General features: G+C 59.0%; 15 protein-coding genes. 8 read left to right on the top strand and 7 right to left on the bottom strand.

What is annotated here, in order from left to right; translation table 11 throughout:
* Nucleotides 1-12: 12 nt before the first annotated feature.
* Both dapD and H097_RS05775 read right to left on the bottom strand, forming a co-directional pair.
* Nucleotides 13-1,047: a 2,3,4,5-tetrahydropyridine-2,6-dicarboxylate N-succinyltransferase gene (dapD, locus tag H097_RS05780; RefSeq protein WP_032858174.1), complete on the bottom strand. Its 1,035-nt coding sequence runs from the start codon at nt 1,045-1,047 to the stop codon at nt 13-15.
* A 32-nt stretch (nt 1,048-1,079) separates the two neighbouring features.
* The gene (locus H097_RS05775; RefSeq protein WP_229689212.1) at nt 1,080-1,388 is read right to left on the bottom strand and encodes an arsenate reductase; all 309 of its coding nucleotides are present in this window, start codon (nt 1,386-1,388) and stop codon (nt 1,080-1,082) included.
* 264 nt (nt 1,389-1,652) lie between these two features.
* Between H097_RS05775 and H097_RS05770 the strand changes: the two genes are divergently transcribed.
* Entirely contained in the window at nt 1,653-3,290 is a 1,638-nt protein-coding gene (locus tag H097_RS05770; RefSeq protein WP_032858173.1) for a Na+/H+ antiporter, read from the top strand.
* A gap of 16 nt (nt 3,291-3,306) precedes the next feature.
* On the opposite strand, the gene H097_RS05765 is transcribed toward H097_RS05770, so the two are convergent.
* The 5 genes from H097_RS05765 to map all read right to left on the bottom strand — a co-directional run bounded on the left by H097_RS05765 (nt 3,307) and on the right by map (nt 9,884).
* A complete protein-coding gene (locus H097_RS05765; RefSeq protein ID WP_032858172.1) occupies nt 3,307-4,026 on the bottom strand; it encodes a M12 family metallopeptidase in 720 nt (239 codons plus the stop codon).
* A gap of 58 nt (nt 4,027-4,084) precedes the next feature.
* Nucleotides 4,085-4,837 (bottom strand): M12 family metallopeptidase, encoded by a 753-nt coding sequence (locus H097_RS05760; protein ID WP_050593309.1) that lies wholly within the window; start codon nt 4,835-4,837, stop codon nt 4,085-4,087.
* A 116-nt stretch (nt 4,838-4,953) separates the two neighbouring features.
* Entirely contained in the window at nt 4,954-6,153 is a 1,200-nt protein-coding gene (gene dapC, locus H097_RS05755; protein ID WP_032858171.1) for a succinyldiaminopimelate transaminase, read from the bottom strand.
* A 178-nt stretch (nt 6,154-6,331) separates the two neighbouring features.
* Nucleotides 6,332-9,034, bottom strand: a complete 2,703-nt coding sequence (locus H097_RS05750) for a [protein-PII] uridylyltransferase (protein ID WP_032858169.1) — start codon at nt 9,032-9,034, stop codon at nt 6,332-6,334.
* 67 nt (nt 9,035-9,101) lie between these two features.
* Entirely contained in the window at nt 9,102-9,884 is a 783-nt protein-coding gene (gene map / locus H097_RS05745) for a type I methionyl aminopeptidase (protein ID WP_032858167.1), read from the bottom strand.
* 386 nt (nt 9,885-10,270) lie between these two features.
* Between map and rpsB the strand changes: the two genes are divergently transcribed.
* The 7 genes from rpsB (at nt 10,271) to ispC (ending at nt 16,343) form a co-directional block, all read left to right on the top strand.
* Nucleotides 10,271-11,011: a 30S ribosomal protein S2 gene (gene rpsB, locus H097_RS05740; protein WP_029297291.1), complete on the top strand. Its 741-nt coding sequence runs from the start codon at nt 10,271-10,273 to the stop codon at nt 11,009-11,011.
* Nucleotides 11,012-11,204: 193 nt separating this feature from the next.
* On the top strand, nt 11,205-12,068 hold the full coding sequence (gene tsf, locus H097_RS05735) for a translation elongation factor Ts (protein ID WP_003172264.1): 864 nt from the start codon (nt 11,205-11,207) through the stop codon (nt 12,066-12,068).
* Between the two features lie 211 nt (nt 12,069-12,279).
* Nucleotides 12,280-13,023 (top strand): UMP kinase, encoded by a 744-nt coding sequence (gene pyrH, locus H097_RS05730; protein ID WP_019692086.1) that lies wholly within the window; start codon nt 12,280-12,282, stop codon nt 13,021-13,023.
* Entirely contained in the window at nt 13,020-13,577 is a 558-nt protein-coding gene (gene frr / locus H097_RS05725; protein ID WP_032858165.1) for a ribosome recycling factor, read from the top strand. Before pyrH ends, frr begins: the two co-directional genes overlap by 4 nt.
* Nucleotides 13,578-13,594: 17 nt before the next feature.
* Nucleotides 13,595-14,350: a polyprenyl diphosphate synthase gene (gene uppS / locus H097_RS05720; RefSeq protein ID WP_029297283.1), complete on the top strand. Its 756-nt coding sequence runs from the start codon at nt 13,595-13,597 to the stop codon at nt 14,348-14,350.
* Nucleotides 14,350-15,156 (top strand): phosphatidate cytidylyltransferase, encoded by an 807-nt coding sequence (locus tag H097_RS05715; protein ID WP_032858164.1) that lies wholly within the window; start codon nt 14,350-14,352, stop codon nt 15,154-15,156. The genes uppS and H097_RS05715 overlap by 1 nt, the downstream gene beginning before the upstream one ends.
* The gene (gene ispC / locus H097_RS05710) at nt 15,153-16,343 is read left to right on the top strand and encodes a 1-deoxy-D-xylulose-5-phosphate reductoisomerase (RefSeq protein ID WP_032858163.1); all 1,191 of its coding nucleotides are present in this window, start codon (nt 15,153-15,155) and stop codon (nt 16,341-16,343) included. Before H097_RS05715 ends, ispC begins: the two co-directional genes overlap by 4 nt.
* The last annotated feature ends 10 nt before the right edge of the window (nt 16,344-16,353 follow it).

Genomic DNA, 16,353 nt, shown 5'->3' with positions numbered 1-16,353 from the left:
TCGAGTCGCTGCTTAGTTGTGAGCGTGCAGCGCTGCGTTCAGTTCGATGGCCGACTTGTGGGTTTTGCACTCCACGGCACCGGTCTCGGAGTTACGACGGAACAGCAGGTCTGGTTGACCGGCCAATTCGCGGGCCTTGACCACCTTGACCAGTTGGTTCTGCTCATCGAGCAACGCCACTTTAGTGCCGGCAGTCACGTACAGGCCGGACTCCACGGTGTTGCGATCGCCCAACGGGATGCCGATACCGGCGTTGGCGCCGATCAGGCAGCCTTCGCCCACCTTGATCACGATATTGCCGCCACCCGACAGGGTGCCCATGGTGGAGCAACCGCCGCCCAGGTCCGAACCCTTGCCGACAAATACGCCGGCCGATACACGACCTTCGATCATGCCCGGGCCTTCGGTACCGGCGTTGAAGTTGACGAAACCTTCGTGCATCACGGTAGTGCCTTCACCCACGTAAGCGCCCAGGCGCAGGCGCGCGGCATCGGCGATACGCACGCCAGCCGGCACCACGTAGTCGGTCATTTTCGGGAACTTGTCCACCGAGAACACTTCCAGCAGCTCGCCACGCAGGCGCGCTTCCAGTTGACGCTCGGCCAGTTCGCCGATGTCGATCGCACCCTGGCTGGTCCAGGCCACGTTCGGCAGTTGCGGGAACACACCGGCCAGGCTCAGGCCGTGAGGCTTGACCAGGCGATGGGACAGCAGATGCAGCTTGAGGTAGGCCTCGGGGGTAGAGGTCAGCGCAGCATCTTCGGCCAGCAGCGTGGCGACCAACGGCTTGTGGCTTTCGGCCAGGCGCGTCAGCAGGGCAGCTTGGGTGGCATCTACATTTTTCAGGGCGTCAGCCAGTTGCGAGGCTTGGGCAATGGTGAAAGTGATGGCCTGGTTGCCTTCGCTATAGCCGAGGATCGGCGCGATGGCGGCCACGATTTCAGCCGAAGGATTGAGCAACGGTTGCGCGTAAAACACTTCCAGCCAAGCACCTTGGCGGTTCTGGGTGCCGACGCCGAAGCCCAGGCTGAACAGGGAATTGGACATGTTGTTACCTCTACAAAAATGAAATGGCTGGCCTACTTGAGGGCCGCCGAATAACTATCTGGCTTGAAGCCAATCAGGGTTCTGTCACCGAGATCGAGCACCGGGCGCTTGATCATCGAGGGTTGTGCGAGCATCAGTTCAATAGCTTTCGCCTGGTCGAGATCGGCTTTGCGTTCGTCTTCGAGTTTGCGAAAGGTCGTGCCTGCACGGTTCAAAACCACCTGCCAACCGTGCTCGTTGCACCATTGGGTCAAGTGTTCGCGGTCGATACCGGCCGTCTTGTAGTCATGAAACTCATAGTTGACAGCGTGTTCATCAAGCCAGGTGCGCGCCTTTTTCATGGTGTCGCAGGCTTTGATGCCGAAAAGGTGCAAGGTTTTACTTGAATCGGTCAAGGAACTGCCCCCTTTGGGCTGATGGAAATGTAGGATCACGGATTATGCCATGACCGAAGGGTTTCGGTGCCGCTCGTCACGCCATACGTGATCGGGTGCGACTTATGTGCAACGGTCAGCCGGCAGCATAGGCGGCTAATATGGCACTTCAAAGGCGCGCTGTTGCCTGATGTGTGTCGTAGTAAGTCGATTGTCCGGGAACTCCGCGTTATGCAAACCGCCTACACCGTTCTTATCCTGCTGATGCTGGTCAGCGTTTCGCGTCTGGTCGGGCGTGTTATCCCACTGCCGTTGCCGTTGGTGCAGATTGCCGCTGGTGCCTTGCTGGCCTGGCCAACCCTGGGGCTGCATGTGGCCCTGGACCCCGAGTTGTTTCTGTTCCTGTTCCTGCCGCCACTGCTGTTTTCCGATGGCTGGCGCATGCCCAAGCGCGAACTGTGGCGCCTGCGCGGGCCAATCCTGACGTTGGCGGTGGGCTTGGTTCTGTTTACTGTGGTGGGTGCCGGTTACTTCATTCATTGGTTGCTGCCGAGCATCCCTTTGCCGGTGGCCTTCGCCCTGGCGGCCGTATTGTCACCGACGGATGCCGTGGCGGTGTCGGCTATTTCTCAGAACCGTTTGCCCACGCCCCTGATGCATATGCTTCAAGGCGAGGCCTTGATGAATGATGCGTCGGGCCTGGTGACGTTCAAGTTCGCCCTTGCGGCAGCGTTGACCGGGGTGTTTTCCCTGGCCGATGCCAGCCTGACTTTTGTGTTGGTGGCGGTAGGCGGCCTGGCGGTGGGCGTGGCGTTGAGCTGGCTGGTCGGTCGCCTGCGGGCCTGGATGATTGCCCGGGGCTGGGATGACCCGGCAACACACGTGGTGTTCATGTTGCTGTTGCCATTTGCCGCTTATGTGCTGGCGGAGCGTCTGGGCGCTTCGGGGATTCTGTCGGCCGTCGCGGCGGGCATGATGCAAAGCTGGCTGGACCTGTTGCCCCGCCAGACCAGTACACGTTTGCTCAACCGCAGTGTCTGGTCGCTGCTGGAGTTTGCCTTCAACGGTTTGATCTTCCTGCTGTTGGGCCTGCAATTGCCGGACATCATCAAGGCGGTGGTCAGTCATGAGCCAACCCTGTGGCCGACCTTGTTCTATCGCTGCCTGGATGTGGTCGCAATTTTCCTGGTGCTGCTGGTGTTGCGGTTTATCTGGGTGCAGAGCATCTGGCGCCTGTCGGGCCTGCTGCGACGCCTGCGTGGTAAAAGCGAGTTGACGTTGGTACCGACGGCGCGTTCCTGCTGGCTGTTGACCGTGGGCGGCGTGCGTGGGGCGGTGACCCTGGCCGGTGTGATGTCGGTGCCGTTGCTGCTGGCGCCAGGCGAGGCTTTTCCGGAGCGCGATCTGCTGATTTTCATCGCCGCCGGGGTGATTCTGCTGTCACTGGTGGCGGCCTGCATTGCATTGCCGCTGTTGCTGCGAGGGATTGAAAAAAGCCCGGACGACAAGCGTCGCGGAGAGATCCGCGATGCCTGGAAAAAAACCGCCGAGGCCGCCATTCATGCGCTGGAGGCCGAAGAAGCCAGCGAGCCCCAGGATGCTGCCCAGGCTGCATTGGCTGCCGAACTCAAAGCGCGGATCATGTCGGAGTATCGCCATCAACTTGACGTGTTCAACGACTCGGCCGAAGCCCAGGCGCTGGCGCTGCAGATGGACCAACTGGAACGCAAGTTGCGCCTCAAGGCACTGCGGGCGCAACGCTTGGAGCTGTATAGCCTGAGCCGTCATCACCAGATTGGTGATGACGTGCTACGGGAAGTGTTGGCAGACCTGGATATGAGCGAGGCCAATCTGGGTACTCAGAAATAGTCACGAACGGCCTTGTTCAATTCGCCCCGGTTATTTGGGGGGTGTACAGCCTTCTGATCGCCTCCTGGTCACCTTTGGAAAGGGATATGTTCTCAGAGCCTGTATGCCCGTTCTCGGTCAATTGTGCAGGGAAGGCATAGTGCATCACTGACTTGGGGTCGTAAGGCGTGATCTGTAAGTTGGGACCGGAAACAGGGTCGAGTATTTGTCTCTGAACGATCTCTTCGGGGTAGGCGTCGCTGACAAAATAGTCATGCACCGCTTGTTTGTTCCATTGCAGGGTGTTTTGCGGGTGTTGATGCTCATGCAGCAAGCCCAGGGCATGGCCGAACTCATGCAAGGCATTTGCGCGAAACTGCTTCGAGTTTTCCGTTCTGTCCAGGTGCAAGGTGGGCTCGTTTTTATCTCGCCATAATGCGTCTGTACCGATGTCGGACCAGTCGCCTTTTATGTTCTCGTCATCCGAGACACGAATATCCCCCTGTTTCCCGTCGACGACTTCAAAGCGCAGGTCGGGCGTGTGATGGGCCCACTCCTTGAGTGCATCGACTACCAGGGCTTTGCTTTTTTTATCCTTCAAGTCCAAGGCCACTGTAATAATGCCGGCCGGCCAGCGTGCGGAGATGTCTGCGACGCCTCTTTTCTTTCGCGCTGCACGTTCGGGAGGTGTGTTGTCGCTGAGGCGGGCAGGGTGGTGGATGGGAATATTGGGAGATAGTGGGGTTATCAGGCTCATGTTCTTTACTCGCCGAAGGGTTGTCGGGGGGAGTTAAAAGTGGGGCATATCAATTGAGTCAGGAACTCACCAGTTTCCTGATGGTGGTATTGAGCAGCTTGCCCAGCAATGAGTTATCTGCGGGATAAAGTGACTGGATAAAGTTTTTATCGCTCTCGGACAGTTGTGTGGGCTTGGAAATCGCTTTTGCGTCGTTGACTAATGACTCGGAAAAACCGTAATGCATGATGGAGTTTTGGTCGTAGGTGGAGAGCTTGACCTCGCGGCGTGGGAACGGCCTGATGATGTCGTGATTAGCCTCGTATCGTTCTTTTTCTAGTGACTTATACTTTTTGTAAATCTGCGCTTTATTGAGTTCCAGCGTGCGGTCAGGGTGTTGGTGCTCATGCTTCAAGCCCAGGGCGTGGCCGAACTCATGCTGTATCGTGGTAGCCACCGAGGCTGGCGGCCTGTCAAAACCAATGCTCATGGTCGGTTCTGGAGCGGGTATGCGCTGCGCATCGGTACCGATCCGTGACCATGCGGCTTTGGTTTTATTGTTGGCAGTGATGCGTATATCACCGTCGGGCTTGTCGGTGAACTTGAAGAACAGGTTGGTGTGTGGCGCCCATTTGTTGATGTTCTCTTTGGTGACCTGCTTCTGTTCTGCGGTCATGTTCAGCAAAGAGATCTTCAGCACTGAATGTTGCGGCCAGGTTTTGTCCGGGCTGGCGACACCGCGCTTGTTTCTGGTGAGAGGGGGCTCGGTGAGTTGCGATTGTTCGCCGAGAGGTTGTTGGGAGGGCGTGGCGGGCGAGATGGTAAATGTCATGAGCGTGCACCAAGCAGCTGAAAACAGTTAGCCATTGGTGGGGGCTTCAAGCCTTTGTGTTCCAACTCAAAGGTGTGCAGATGTTGGCCGCTCCCGCACGGGAGCGGCCCTGGTGATCAACGACGACGCTGGATGAAGTTGCGAATTCGCTCTGCGGCTTCAACACACTCGGCCAGTGGCGCAACCAGTGCCAAGCGCACTCGGCCGGCACCTGGATTGAAACTGTCCACTTCCCGCGACAGGTACGAGCCCGGCACCACGGTCACGTGTTCTTCCACGAACAGGTCGCGGCAGAATGCGGCGTCGTCACCCTCGACGTTCGGCCACAGGTAGAAGCCACCGTCAGGGTTCTGTACGTCCAGCACCGGCTTGAGAATCGCCAGGACGGCCGCGAATTTTTCCCGGTACAGATCACGGTTGGCCAGTACATGGGCCTCGTCCTGCCACGCGGCAATGCTCGCCAGTTGGGTTTGCACCGGCATCGCACAGCCGTGATAGGTGCGGTACAGCAGGAAGGCCTTGAGGATCTCGGCATCGCCGGCCACAAACCCGGAACGCAGGCCCGGCAGGTTGGAGCGCTTGGACAGGCTATGGAACACCACGCAGCGCTTGAAATCCTGGCGACCGAGTTCCACACAGGCGCTGAGCAGACCTGGCGGCGGAGTCTGTTCGTCGAAGTACAGCTCGCTGTAGCACTCGTCGGCGGCGATCACGAAGTCGTATTGGTCGGCCAGGGCGATCAGTTTTTTCAGGACTGCGACGGGGATCAGGGCACCGGTCGGGTTGCCTGGGGAGCACAGGAACAGGATCTGGCAGCGTTTCCAGATATCCGGCGTCACCGCATCGAAATCCGGGTTGAAGCCGTTCTCATCCAGGCACGGCAGGTAATGCGGCTTGGCCCCGGCGAGGAACGCTGCGCCTTCGTAGATCTGGTAGAACGGGTTCGGGCTGACCACCAGGGCATCGTCGCCACGGTTGACCACGGTCTGAGTGAAGGCGAACAGCGCTTCACGGGTGCCATTGACCGGCAGGATACTGCGCGCCGGGTCCAGCCAGCCCTTGGGCACGTTGAAGCGTCGTTCGCACCAGGCACCAATCGCCTCGCGCAATGCGGGAATGCCCAGGGTGGTCGGGTACACCGCCATCTGGTCGAGGTTGGTGGCCAGGGCCTGGGCAACGAAATCCGGGGATTTGTGCTTGGGTTCGCCGATGGACAGGGCAATCGGGCGCTTGTCCGGGTTCGGCGTGACGCTACCCAGCAGGGCACGCAGTTTCTCGAACGGGTAGGGTTGCAGCTGGTTCAGGGCGTTGTTCATCGCAAATCTCGTTCAATTCGGTTGAAAGCATGCGGCTTGCCAGGCAAAGCCATTCAAATGTGGGAGCGGGCTTGCTCGCGAAAGCAGAGTGTCAGTCGATGCTTCATTGACTGAATCACCGCATTCGCGAGCAAGCCCGCTCCCACATAAGCCAGGTTCCACTGGACTGGCCGGGTGTTCATAGGGTCAGGCGCGTCAGCTCGACTCCGGGCTCCTGGTTCACGCTCAATTGCGCGACGATGGCGTCCTGCAAGCGGCGGCACAATTCAGGGTCGGACAGGGGTTGGTTGTCGGCGTCGGTAATAAAGAACACGTCTTCGACCCGCTCGCCCAGGGTGGCAATCTTGGCGTTCTGCAGCGACAGGTCGAACTCCAGGAAAATCCCGCCGATCCGTGCCAGCAGGCCAGGGCGATCCGGTGCGCTGAGTTCCAGTACCGTCACGGGGCGCTGGGCGTCGTTGTGGATTGTCACCTGTGGCGCAAAGGCGAAGTGCTTGAGCTGGCGCGGTACCCGACGTTGGATGATAGTCGGGTAGTCGTCGGGGTTGCGCAGGGCTTCGGTCAGGCCTTCGCGGATCTTTTTCACGCGCTCGGGGTTGTCGCCGATGGACTCGCCTTCGGTGTCGAGCACGATATAGGTGTCGAGGGTGAACTGGCTGCTGGAGGTAATGACCCGTGCGTCATGAATGTTCAGGTTGAGCTGGTCCATTGCGGCCACGGTCACGGCGAAGAAGTCATGCTGGTCCGGGGCATAGATGAATATCTGCGTACCGCCTTCGAATTCGCGCTGAGTGGTTTCCTTGATCAACACCAGCGGGCCGCCGTCGGCCGGTTGCTGGAGGATGGCATCGGTATGCCAGGCTACGTCACCTGCGGTGTGACGCAGGAAATAGTCATCGCCCAGTTGGGACCAGAGCTGTTCGACATCATCCGGGTCATTGCCGCCGCGTACCAGGATATCCAGGGCCGCGCTCTGGGTGCGGCGGATCTGCTCTTCGCGATCCACCGGGTTTTCCAGGCCCCGGCGCAGCGCGCGCTTGGTCTCGGTATAAAGCTGGCGCAACAGGCTGGCGCGCCATGAGTTCCAAAGGGTCGGGTTGGTGGCATTGATGTCGGAGACGGTCAGCACGTACAGGTAGTCGAGGCGGGTTTCGTCGCCGACGATCTGTGCAAAGTCGTGGATGACCTGCGGGTCGGACAAGTCCTTGCGCTGGGCGGTGGTGGACATCACCAGGTGGTTCTGCACCAGCCACACGATCAGGCGGCTGTCCCACTGCGGCAGTTGGTGGCGCTGGCAGAAGGCTTCGGCGTCCACTGCGCCGATTTCCGAGTGGTCGCCATGCCGGCCCTTGCCGATATCGTGGTACAGGCCGGCCAGGTAGATCAGCTCAGGCTTGGGCAGCTTGGCCATCAACTTGCTGGCTAGCGGGAATTTCTCTGACACTTGGGTGTATTGCAGCTTACGCAGGTGCTTGATCAGGTTCAGGGTGTGGGCGTCGACCGTATAGATGTGGAACAGGTCGTGTTGCATCTGCCCGACGATAAAGCCGAACTCCGGCAGGTAGCGCCCAAGGATGCCGTAGCGGTTCATCCGGCGCAGGTTGCGGTGGATGCCGATCTTGCACTTGAACAGTTCGATAAACAGGCTGGTATTGCGGATGTCGTGGCGGAACTCGTCATCGATCAGATGACGGTTTTCCCGCAGCAAACGAATGGTGTCGGCGCGCACGCCCTTGATTTCCGGCTGCTGGGCCATCAACACGAAGATTTCCAGCATGGCAAATGGCGTACGCTTGAACACGTAGTCGTTGCGCGCCTCGATATAGCCGTCGTGCAGTTGGAAGCGTGCGTTGATCGGTTGCGGTGGCGCTTCGTCTTCGGGGGCCAGGATCACTTCTTCAAAGTGCTGGATGATCAGGTCGCTGAGCTGGGCGATGCTCATGACCACCCGGTAGTACTGCTGCATGAAGCTTTCGATGCTGGTCTTCGCGTCCTCGCCCTCGAAGCCCAGCAGGGCGGCGATGGAACGCTGGTGGTCGAACAGCAAGCGATCTTCGGAGCGTCCGGCCAGCATATGCAGGGCATAACGCACTTTCCACAGGAACTCCTGGGACGAGGCCAGCAGGGCGTTTTCGCTCTCTACCAAAAAGCCTTCGCCGGCCAGGGCCCGCAGGTTCAGGGTGCCGTACTGACGACGGGCGACCCACAAAATTGTCTGGATGTCCCGCAGTCCGCCAGGCGAGCCCTTGACGTTGGGTTCCAGGTTGTACTCGGTGTCGTTGTACTTGTGATGCCGGGCTTTCTGCTCGGCGCGCTTGGCCAGGAAGAACTCCTTGCTCGGCCACATATGCGCGGTACTGGTGACTTCCAGCATGCGCTGGCGCAGGCGCTCGGGGCCGCAGATGGTGCGGCTTTCCATCAGGTTGGTGACCACCGTCAGGTCGGCGCGGGCTTCTTCGGCGCATTCATCCACTGAGCGAACGCTCTGACCGACTTCCAGGCCGATATCCCACAACAGCGTCAGAAAACGCTCGATGGAATCGCGAAAGATCTCGTGGTCGGCACTGTCCAGCAGGATCAGCAGGTCGATATCGGAGTAGGGGTGCAGTTCGCCCCGGCCATAGCCGCCGACGGCCACCAGGGCAATATCGGCGTCCTCGCTCCAGTCGAACTGCTCCCAGGCCTTTTGCAGGATGTTATCGACGAACCATGCGCGATCCTCGATCAGCCGGCGGATGTCCCGACCGCTGCGAAAGCGCTCGTCGAGCACCTCGCGGGCCTGGCGGATGGCCTTCTTGAAGGCGGCAATCGGGCTTGCCTTCAGTGCCAGTTCCGCCTGGAACTGGCCACGGTCGAAGAGTTCGGGATCCACCTGGGGCATCGATCGGCTTTCCTTTCTATCTATCTGGAGGTCACAGCGTTGCTATCTGGAAAGCCCGCTGCAAGCATCAGGCCGAAACGCGGGGAATCGTGTCATCGGCGCGCAGGGTGAAGATCTCGTAGCCGGTCTCGGTGACCAGCAGGGTGTGTTCCCACTGTGCCGAGAGCTTGCGGTCCTTGGTGATGGCGGTCCAGCCGTCGCCCAGTACCTTGGTGTCGGCCTTGCCCTGGTTGATCATCGGCTCAATGGTGAAGGTCATGCCTGCCTTGAGCTCCATACCGGTGCCAGCACGGCCGTAGTGCAGGATCTGTGGCTCTTCGTGGAACACTTTGCCGATGCCGTGGCCGCAGAATTCGCGGACGACCGAGAAACCGTTCTTTTCGGCGTGTTTCTGGATCACTTCACCGATATCGCCCAGGCGGCAGCCCGGCTTGACCAGTTCAATGGCCTTGTACATGCATTCCTGGGTGACCTGGGACAGGCGTTCGGCCCATACCGGCACGTTGCCGACGTGGAACATGCGGCTGGTATCGCCGTGGTAGCCGTCCTTGATCACGGTGACGTCGATGTTCAGGGTGTCGCCGTCTTTCAGCGGCTTGTCGCCTGGGATCCCGTGGCAGACCACGTGGTTGATCGAGGTGCAGATCGACTTGGGGAAGCCTTTGTAGTTCAGTGGCGCAGGGATGGCTTTCTGCACGTCAACAATATAGTCGTGGCAGATGCGGTCCAGGGCTTCGGTGGTCACGCCGGGTTTGACATGTTCGGCAATCATTTCCAGAACGTCGGCAGCCAGTTTGCCGGCAACGCGCATGCCTGCGATATCTTCGGCGGTTTTCAGGGTAACGGTCATACAGGCTCTCTCTAGCGCGACGCGCTGAAATCAGTACGGTTTACGGGCGTGCGACAAAAAGGTGCAACGTTCGCACAAGCCCAAAAAACGCGATTCTAACAGACGCAAGGTGCAAACCATGAGTGTCTGGCTATCGCTTCTCTCTATTAGATGTGGGTATTTTCACCCGATTCAATGGCTTGGGTGGCGACGACGGGAGGTAAGTGCGATTGCGGGTTTCGTTTTTGTCGTTGCTGTGGTATAAAATGCGCCGCTTTCCGGGGATACCCCGCAAAGCTTAAATCCACACACGTGTCGACACGATGACCTGGGTGCCGGAGGCCTTGATGCCGCTGGTTGGTCATTGGGATACGTGGAGGCCAAACCCGACTTATTAAGGAACTATCATGTCCCAAGTCAACATGCGCGATATGCTGAAGGCCGGTGTGCACTTCGGTCACCAGACCCGTTACTGGAACCCGAAAATGGGTAAGTACATTTTCGGCGCGCGTAACAAGATCCACATTATCAACCTTGAAAAAACCCTGCCAATGTTCAACGAAGCTCTGACTTTCGTAGAGCGCCTGGCCCAGGGCAAAAACAAGATTCTGTTCGTCGGCACCAAGCGTTCCGCTGGCAAGATCGTTGCTGAAGAAGCAGCACGTTGCGGTTCGCCGTACGTCGATCACCGCTGGTTGGGCGGCATGCTGACCAACTTCAAAACCATCCGTGCTTCCATCAAGCGTCTGCGTGACCTTGAAGTGCAAGCCGAAGACGGTACTTTCGCCAAGCTGACCAAGAAAGAAGCGCTGATGCGCTCCCGTGACCTGGAAAAGCTCGATCGTTCCCTGGGTGGTATCAAGGACATGGGCGGTCTGCCTGACGCACTGTTCGTTATCGACGTTGATCACGAGCGCATCGCGATCACCGAAGCCAACAAGCTGGGCATCCCGGTTATCGGCGTAGTCGATACCAACAGCAGCCCGGAAGGCGTTGACTACATCATCCCAGGCAACGATGACGCAATCCGCGCTATCCAGCTGTACATGGGTTCGATGGCTGACGCTGTAATCCGTGGCCGCAACAATGTTGGCGGCGGCACCGTAGAGTTCGCTGCTGAAGAAGCACCGGTCGCTGCAGCTGAGTAATTGACGCCCTGGCGTTGACTCAGTAAGCAAAAAGGGGGCTTGGCCCCCTTTTTGCCACCTCGAAAACCATTTGTGAGCGGCACAGCTACAGCATCTGTAACGTGCAGCGGTTAACAAGGGTGGTTCGGGAAGAATTGAACGCCCGTACAAGTCGGGTGGAATGGTTGAAAACCTATCCAAGAGGAATTTGAAAATGGCAGCAATTACTGCAGCGTTGGTTAAAGAACTGCGTGAGCGTACTGGCGAAGGCATGATGGATTGCAAGAAAGCCCTGGAAAAGGCTGACGGCGACATCGAAAAAGCCATTGATGACATGCGTGCTTCGGGCGCGATCAAGGCTGCCAAGAAAGCAGGCAACGTCGCTGCTGAAGGCGCTATCGCTCTGAAAGAAGACGGCAAGTCCGCCGTTCTGCTGGAAGTGAACTCGCAGACCGACTTCCTGGCCCTGCAGGACGACTTCAAGGCATTTGTTGCTGCTAGCGTTGAAAAAGCGTTCGCCGACAAACTGACTGACGCCGCTCCGCTGATCGCCGCTCAAGAAGCCGATCGCCTGGTACTGGTCGGCAAGGTTGGCGAAAACGTCAACATCCGTCGCCTGGTACGTGTTGAAGGTGATGTTGTTGGTGGTTACCTGCACGGTAACAAGATCGGTGTTGCAGTTGTCCTCAAGGGCGGCAACGTTGAGCTGGCCAAAGACATCGCTATGCACGTAGCGGCCAGCAACCCTGAGTTCCTGCTGCCTTCGGAAGTTTCTGCCGAAGCGATCGAGCGCGAAAAAGCTGTGTTCCTGCAGCTGAACGAAGAAAAAATCAAAGGCAAGCCAGAAAACATTGTTGAGAACATGGTCAAAGGCCGTATCAGCAAGTTCCTGGCTGAAGCAAGCCTGGTTGAGCAGGCGTTCGTCAAGAACCCTGAAATCAAGGTTGGCGAACTGGCCAAGAAAGCCGGTGCTGAAATCGTTTCCTTCACCTACTTCAAAGTAGGCGACGGCATCGAGAAGCCGGTCGACAACTTCGCTGAAGAAGTTGCTGCCCAGCTGGCTGCCGCCAAGCAGTAAGACAGTTTTCAACTGTCGCCCAAGAGAGGCTGCCCGCTCACGCGCGCAGCCTCTTTTCAAATGGGATGTTCAATTTTATTTGGCTTCCCTTTGGAACTGGCTTACAAAGCCGTGTTCCGATGGCGCTGTGACAGCGTCCAGCTAGAGTGAACGCAAGCCGTAAACGGCTCGCCAAGAATTTTTTAAAAATACGCCGCAGGAGAGATTCGCAATGGCTCAGCAGGGCAGTGGTTATCAGGCTCGCTATAAACGCATTCTACTCAAGCTTAGCGGCGAGGCCCTGATGGGCTCGGAAGAGTTCGGGATCGATCCCAAGGTGCTTGACCGCATGGCACTGGAAGTCGGCCAACTGGTCGGCATCGGTGTCCAGGTCGGCCTGGTGATTGGGGGGGGCAACCTGTTCCGTGGCGCAGCGCTCAGTGCTGCTGGCATGGATCGGGTCACCGGCGACCACATGGGCATGCTGGCCACTGTGATGAACGCCCTGGCCATGCGCGACGCCCTGGAGCGTGCCAATATCTCGGCCATCGTGATGTCGGCCATTTCCATGGTTGGTGTGACCGATCATTACGATCGTCGCAAAGCCATGCGCCACCTGAACGCCAAAGAGGTGGTGATCTTTGCTGCCGGCACCGGCAACCCGTTCTTTACCACCGACTCTGCTGCCTGCCTGCGCGCCATCGAAATCGATGCCGACGTAGTGCTCAAGGCCACCAAGGTTGATGGTGTCTACACCGCTGATCCATTCAAGGACCCGCATGCCGAGAAGTTCGATCATCTGACTTATGATGAAGTGCTGGATCGCAAGCTGGGCGTGATGGATCTGACGGCAATCTGCCTGTGCCGCGACCACAAGATGCCGCTGCGCGTATTTAACATGAACAAGCCCGGCGCCCTGCTGAATATCGTACACGGCGGCGCAGAAGGGACTCTGATCGAGGAAGGCGAACAATGATCAACGAAATCAAGAAAGACGCCCAGGCGCGTATGCAAAAATCCCTGGAGTCTCTGGCCCACGCATTTGGCCAGATTCGTACCGGCAAGGCCCACCCAAGCATCCTGGGTAGCGTGATGGTGCCTTACTACGGCTCCGATACTCCGCTGAGCGGTGTTGCCAACGTTACCGTCAAGGACTCCCGGACCCTGCAGGTCGTGGCGTTCGAGCGCAACATGCTGGCCGCTGTCGACAAGGCGATCCAGAGCGCTGGCCTGAACCTCAACCCAACCAACCTGGGTGAGTTGCTGCTGATCTCCATGCCTGCCCTGACTGAAGAAACCCGCAAGGGCTTCACCAAGCAGGCGCGCAGCGCGGCTGAAGATGCCCGTGTTGCCGTGCGCAACATCCGTCGTGATGCCCTGGGTGACCTGAAGAAGCTGGTCAAGGACAAGGAAATCAGCGAAGACGAAGAGCGCCGTGCCGTCGCCGATATCGACAAGCTGACCAAGGACGCCGAGGCCCAGATCACCAAGGCCACGGAAGAGAAAGAAAAGGACCTGATGGCCGTATAAGGGGTCAGGACGCCTTCATGGAAAAGACCAAGCAGACTGTACCCTCTGTGGTGCCGCGCCATGTCGCGATCATCATGGATGGGAATAATCGCTGGGCGAAGAAACGCTTTATGCCAGGTGTTGCCGGGCATAAAGCGGGTGTCGATGCGGTACGGGCCGTGATCGAGGTGTGTGCCGAGGCCAAGGTCGAGGTCTTGACCTTGTTTGCCTTCTCCAGTGAAAACTGGCAGCGGCCGGCCGACGAAGTCAGCGCCTTGATGGACCTGTTCTTCAAGGCTTTGCGTCGCGAGGCCAAGCGCCTGAACGACAACAACATCAGCCTGCGCATCATCGGCGACCGCTCGCGGTTCCATCCGGAACTGCAGGCGGCCATGCGTGAAGCCGAGGCAATCACGGCTGGCAGCAACCGCTTCGTCCTGCAAATCGCCGCCAATTATGGTGGCCAATGGGATATCGCCCAGGCTGCACAGCGCCTGGCGCGTGAAGTGCAGGCCGGCCATCTGCGCCCGGAAGACATCACGCCCGAGTTGTTGCAAACCTGCCTGGTGACCGGCGACCTGCCGTTGCCGGACCTGTGCATCCGTACCGGTGGCGAACACCGCATCAGCAACTTCCTGTTGTGGCAGTTGGCCTATACCGAGCTGTACTTCTCCGACCTGTTCTGGCCGGACTTCAAACACGATGCCATGCGCAATGCGCTGGCCGATTTCGCTTCCCGTCAGCGTCGCTTCGGTAAAACGAGCGAGCAGATCGAAGCTGGAGCCCGGGTTTAATGCTTAAACAACGAATCATCACGGCACTGATCCTGCTGCCAATCGCCCTGTGCGGGTTTTTCCTGCTCGAAGGTGCAGGCTTTGCATTGTTCATCGGCCTGGTCGTGACCTTGGGCGCCTGGGAATGGGCACGCCTGGCAGGGTTTGCCGAGCAATTGCCGCGTGTGGTGTACGCCGCCATTGTCGCGCTGTTGCTGTTCCTGATGTATATCCTGCCGGATGTCGCCCCTTGGGTGCTGGGGGCTGCGGTACTGTGGTGGGCGTTGGCGACGTTCCTGGTGTTGACCTACCCGCGTACCAGTGGCCAGTGGTCCAGCGTCGCCTGCAAGCTGGTGATCGGTCTGCTGATTCTACTGCCGGCCTGGCAGGGACTGGTCTATATCAAGCACATGGCCCTGGGTAACTGGTTGATCATGGCGGTGATGGTGTTGGTCTGGGGCGCGGATATTGGCGCGTACTTCTCCGGCCGTGCCTTTGGCAAGCGCAAGCTGGCCCCGGCAGTCAGTCCCGGCAAGAGCTGGGAAGGGGTGTACGGCGGTCTGGTGCTGACACTGGTGATTACCGCTGTTGTCGGCGTCGTACGTGATTGGAGCGTCAAACAGATACTTCTGGCGCTGATTGCGGCGGCAGTGGTGGTGCTGATCTCGGTGGTCGGCGACCTCACCGAAAGCATGTTCAAGCGCCAGGCAGGTATCAAAGACAGCAGTAATTTGCTGCCCGGGCATGGCGGTGTGCTGGATCGCATCGACAGCCTGACGGCGGCGATCCCGGTCTTTGCCGTGCTGTTGTGGATGGCTACCTCGTGAGCCGCTTGCAGCAGGTTACCGTGCTGGGGGCCACTGGCTCGGTCGGGTTGAGCACGCTGGATGTGATTGCCCGTCACCCTGAGCGCTATCAGGTGTTTGCCCTGACCGGCTTCAGTCGCTTGAGCGAGCTGTTGGCGCTGTGCGTTCGGCATGTGCCGCAGTTCGCAGTGGTACCGGATGCCGTTGCTGCTCGTGGCTTGCAGGATGATCTGCGGGCAGCAGGGTTGTCGACCCAGGTGCTGGTCGGCGAGGAGGGCTTGTGCCAGGTGTCTGCCGCTTCTGAAGTGGATACCGTGGTCGCGGCCATTGTCGGCGCCGCCGGCTTGCGTCCAACCCTTGCGGCGGTCGATGCTGGCAAGAAGATCCTGTTGGCCAATAAAGAAGCGCTGGTCATGTCCGGCGCGCTGTTTATGCAAGCCGTGCGCAAGAGCGGTGCCGTGCTGTTGCCGCTGGACAGCGAGCACAACGCGATTTTTCAATGCATGCCTGGCGATTTCGCCCGCGGCCTGAGCCAGGTGGGCGTGCGCCGCATCCTGCTGACCGCCTCCGGCGGCCCGTTCCGTCAGACACCGTTGGCTGAACTGGAGCACGTTTCTCCGGATCAGGCTTGTGCTCATCCCAATTGGTCGATGGGGCGCAAGATTTCGGTGGATTCGGCGAGCATGATGAACAAGGGCCTGGAGCTGATCGAGGCCTGCTGGTTGTTCGATGCCCGGGCTGAACAGGTCGAGGTGGTGATTCATCCGCAAAGCGTGATTCATTCCCTGGTCGATTATGTGGACGGTTCGGTTCTGGCCCAGTTGGGCAACCCCGACATGCGCACGCCTATCGCCAATGCCCTGGCCTGGCCCGAGCGTATCGACTCCGGTGTTGCGCCCCTGGACCTGTTTGCCATTGCGCGCCTGGATTTCGAAGCGCCGGATGAGCAGCGCTTCCCTTGCCTGCGCCTGGCGCGTGAGGCGGCAGAGGCAGGCAACAGCGCGCCGGCGATGCTTAACGCGGCAAATGAGGTGGCGGTTGCTGCGTTTCTGGATCGACGCATCCGTTTTCCACAGATCGCGCGTATCATCGAGGAAATTTTGAGCCTGGAGCCCGTGGTTGCCGTGAATGATTTGGGCGCCGTGTTCGAGGCGGATGCCAAGGCCCGGGTCTTGGCCGAGCAATGGTTGAAGCGTCACGCGGGTTAGTCGCCAGGCG

It is taken from the genome of Pseudomonas sp. FH4, from assembly GCF_000510915.2.
GTDB classification, from domain to species: domain Bacteria; phylum Pseudomonadota; class Gammaproteobacteria; order Pseudomonadales; family Pseudomonadaceae; genus Aquipseudomonas; species Aquipseudomonas brenneri.
The sequence above is the reverse complement of the archived record's forward strand: the minus strand, read 5'-3'. Positions and strand labels throughout refer to the sequence as shown.

Bases quoted from the DNA above. Each gene is read 5' to 3' on its own strand.
- dapD (WP_032858174.1), bottom strand. From the start codon at position 1,047: ATGTCCAATTCCCTGTTCAGCCTGGGCTTCGGCGTCGGCACCCAGAAC.
- H097_RS05775 (WP_229689212.1), bottom strand. From the start codon at position 1,388: ATGAAAAAGGCGCGCACCTGGCTTGATGAACACGCTGTCAACTATGAG.
- H097_RS05770 (WP_032858173.1), top strand. From the start codon at position 1,653: ATGCAAACCGCCTACACCGTTCTTATCCTGCTGATGCTGGTCAGCGTT.
- H097_RS05765 (WP_032858172.1), bottom strand. From the start codon at position 4,026: ATGAGCCTGATAACCCCACTATCTCCCAATATTCCCATCCACCACCCT.
- H097_RS05760 (WP_050593309.1), bottom strand. From the start codon at position 4,837: ATGACATTTACCATCTCGCCCGCCACGCCCTCCCAACAACCTCTCGGC.
- dapC (WP_032858171.1), bottom strand. From the start codon at position 6,153: ATGAACAACGCCCTGAACCAGCTGCAACCCTACCCGTTCGAGAAACTG.
- H097_RS05750 (WP_032858169.1), bottom strand. From the start codon at position 9,034: ATGCCCCAGGTGGATCCCGAACTCTTCGACCGTGGCCAGTTCCAGGCG.
- map (WP_032858167.1), bottom strand. From the start codon at position 9,884: ATGACCGTTACCCTGAAAACCGCCGAAGATATCGCAGGCATGCGCGTT.
- rpsB (WP_029297291.1), top strand. From the start codon at position 10,271: ATGTCCCAAGTCAACATGCGCGATATGCTGAAGGCCGGTGTGCACTTC.
- tsf (WP_003172264.1), top strand. From the start codon at position 11,205: ATGGCAGCAATTACTGCAGCGTTGGTTAAAGAACTGCGTGAGCGTACT.
- pyrH (WP_019692086.1), top strand. From the start codon at position 12,280: ATGGCTCAGCAGGGCAGTGGTTATCAGGCTCGCTATAAACGCATTCTA.
- frr (WP_032858165.1), top strand. From the start codon at position 13,020: ATGATCAACGAAATCAAGAAAGACGCCCAGGCGCGTATGCAAAAATCC.
- uppS (WP_029297283.1), top strand. From the start codon at position 13,595: ATGGAAAAGACCAAGCAGACTGTACCCTCTGTGGTGCCGCGCCATGTC.
- H097_RS05715 (WP_032858164.1), top strand. From the start codon at position 14,350: ATGCTTAAACAACGAATCATCACGGCACTGATCCTGCTGCCAATCGCC.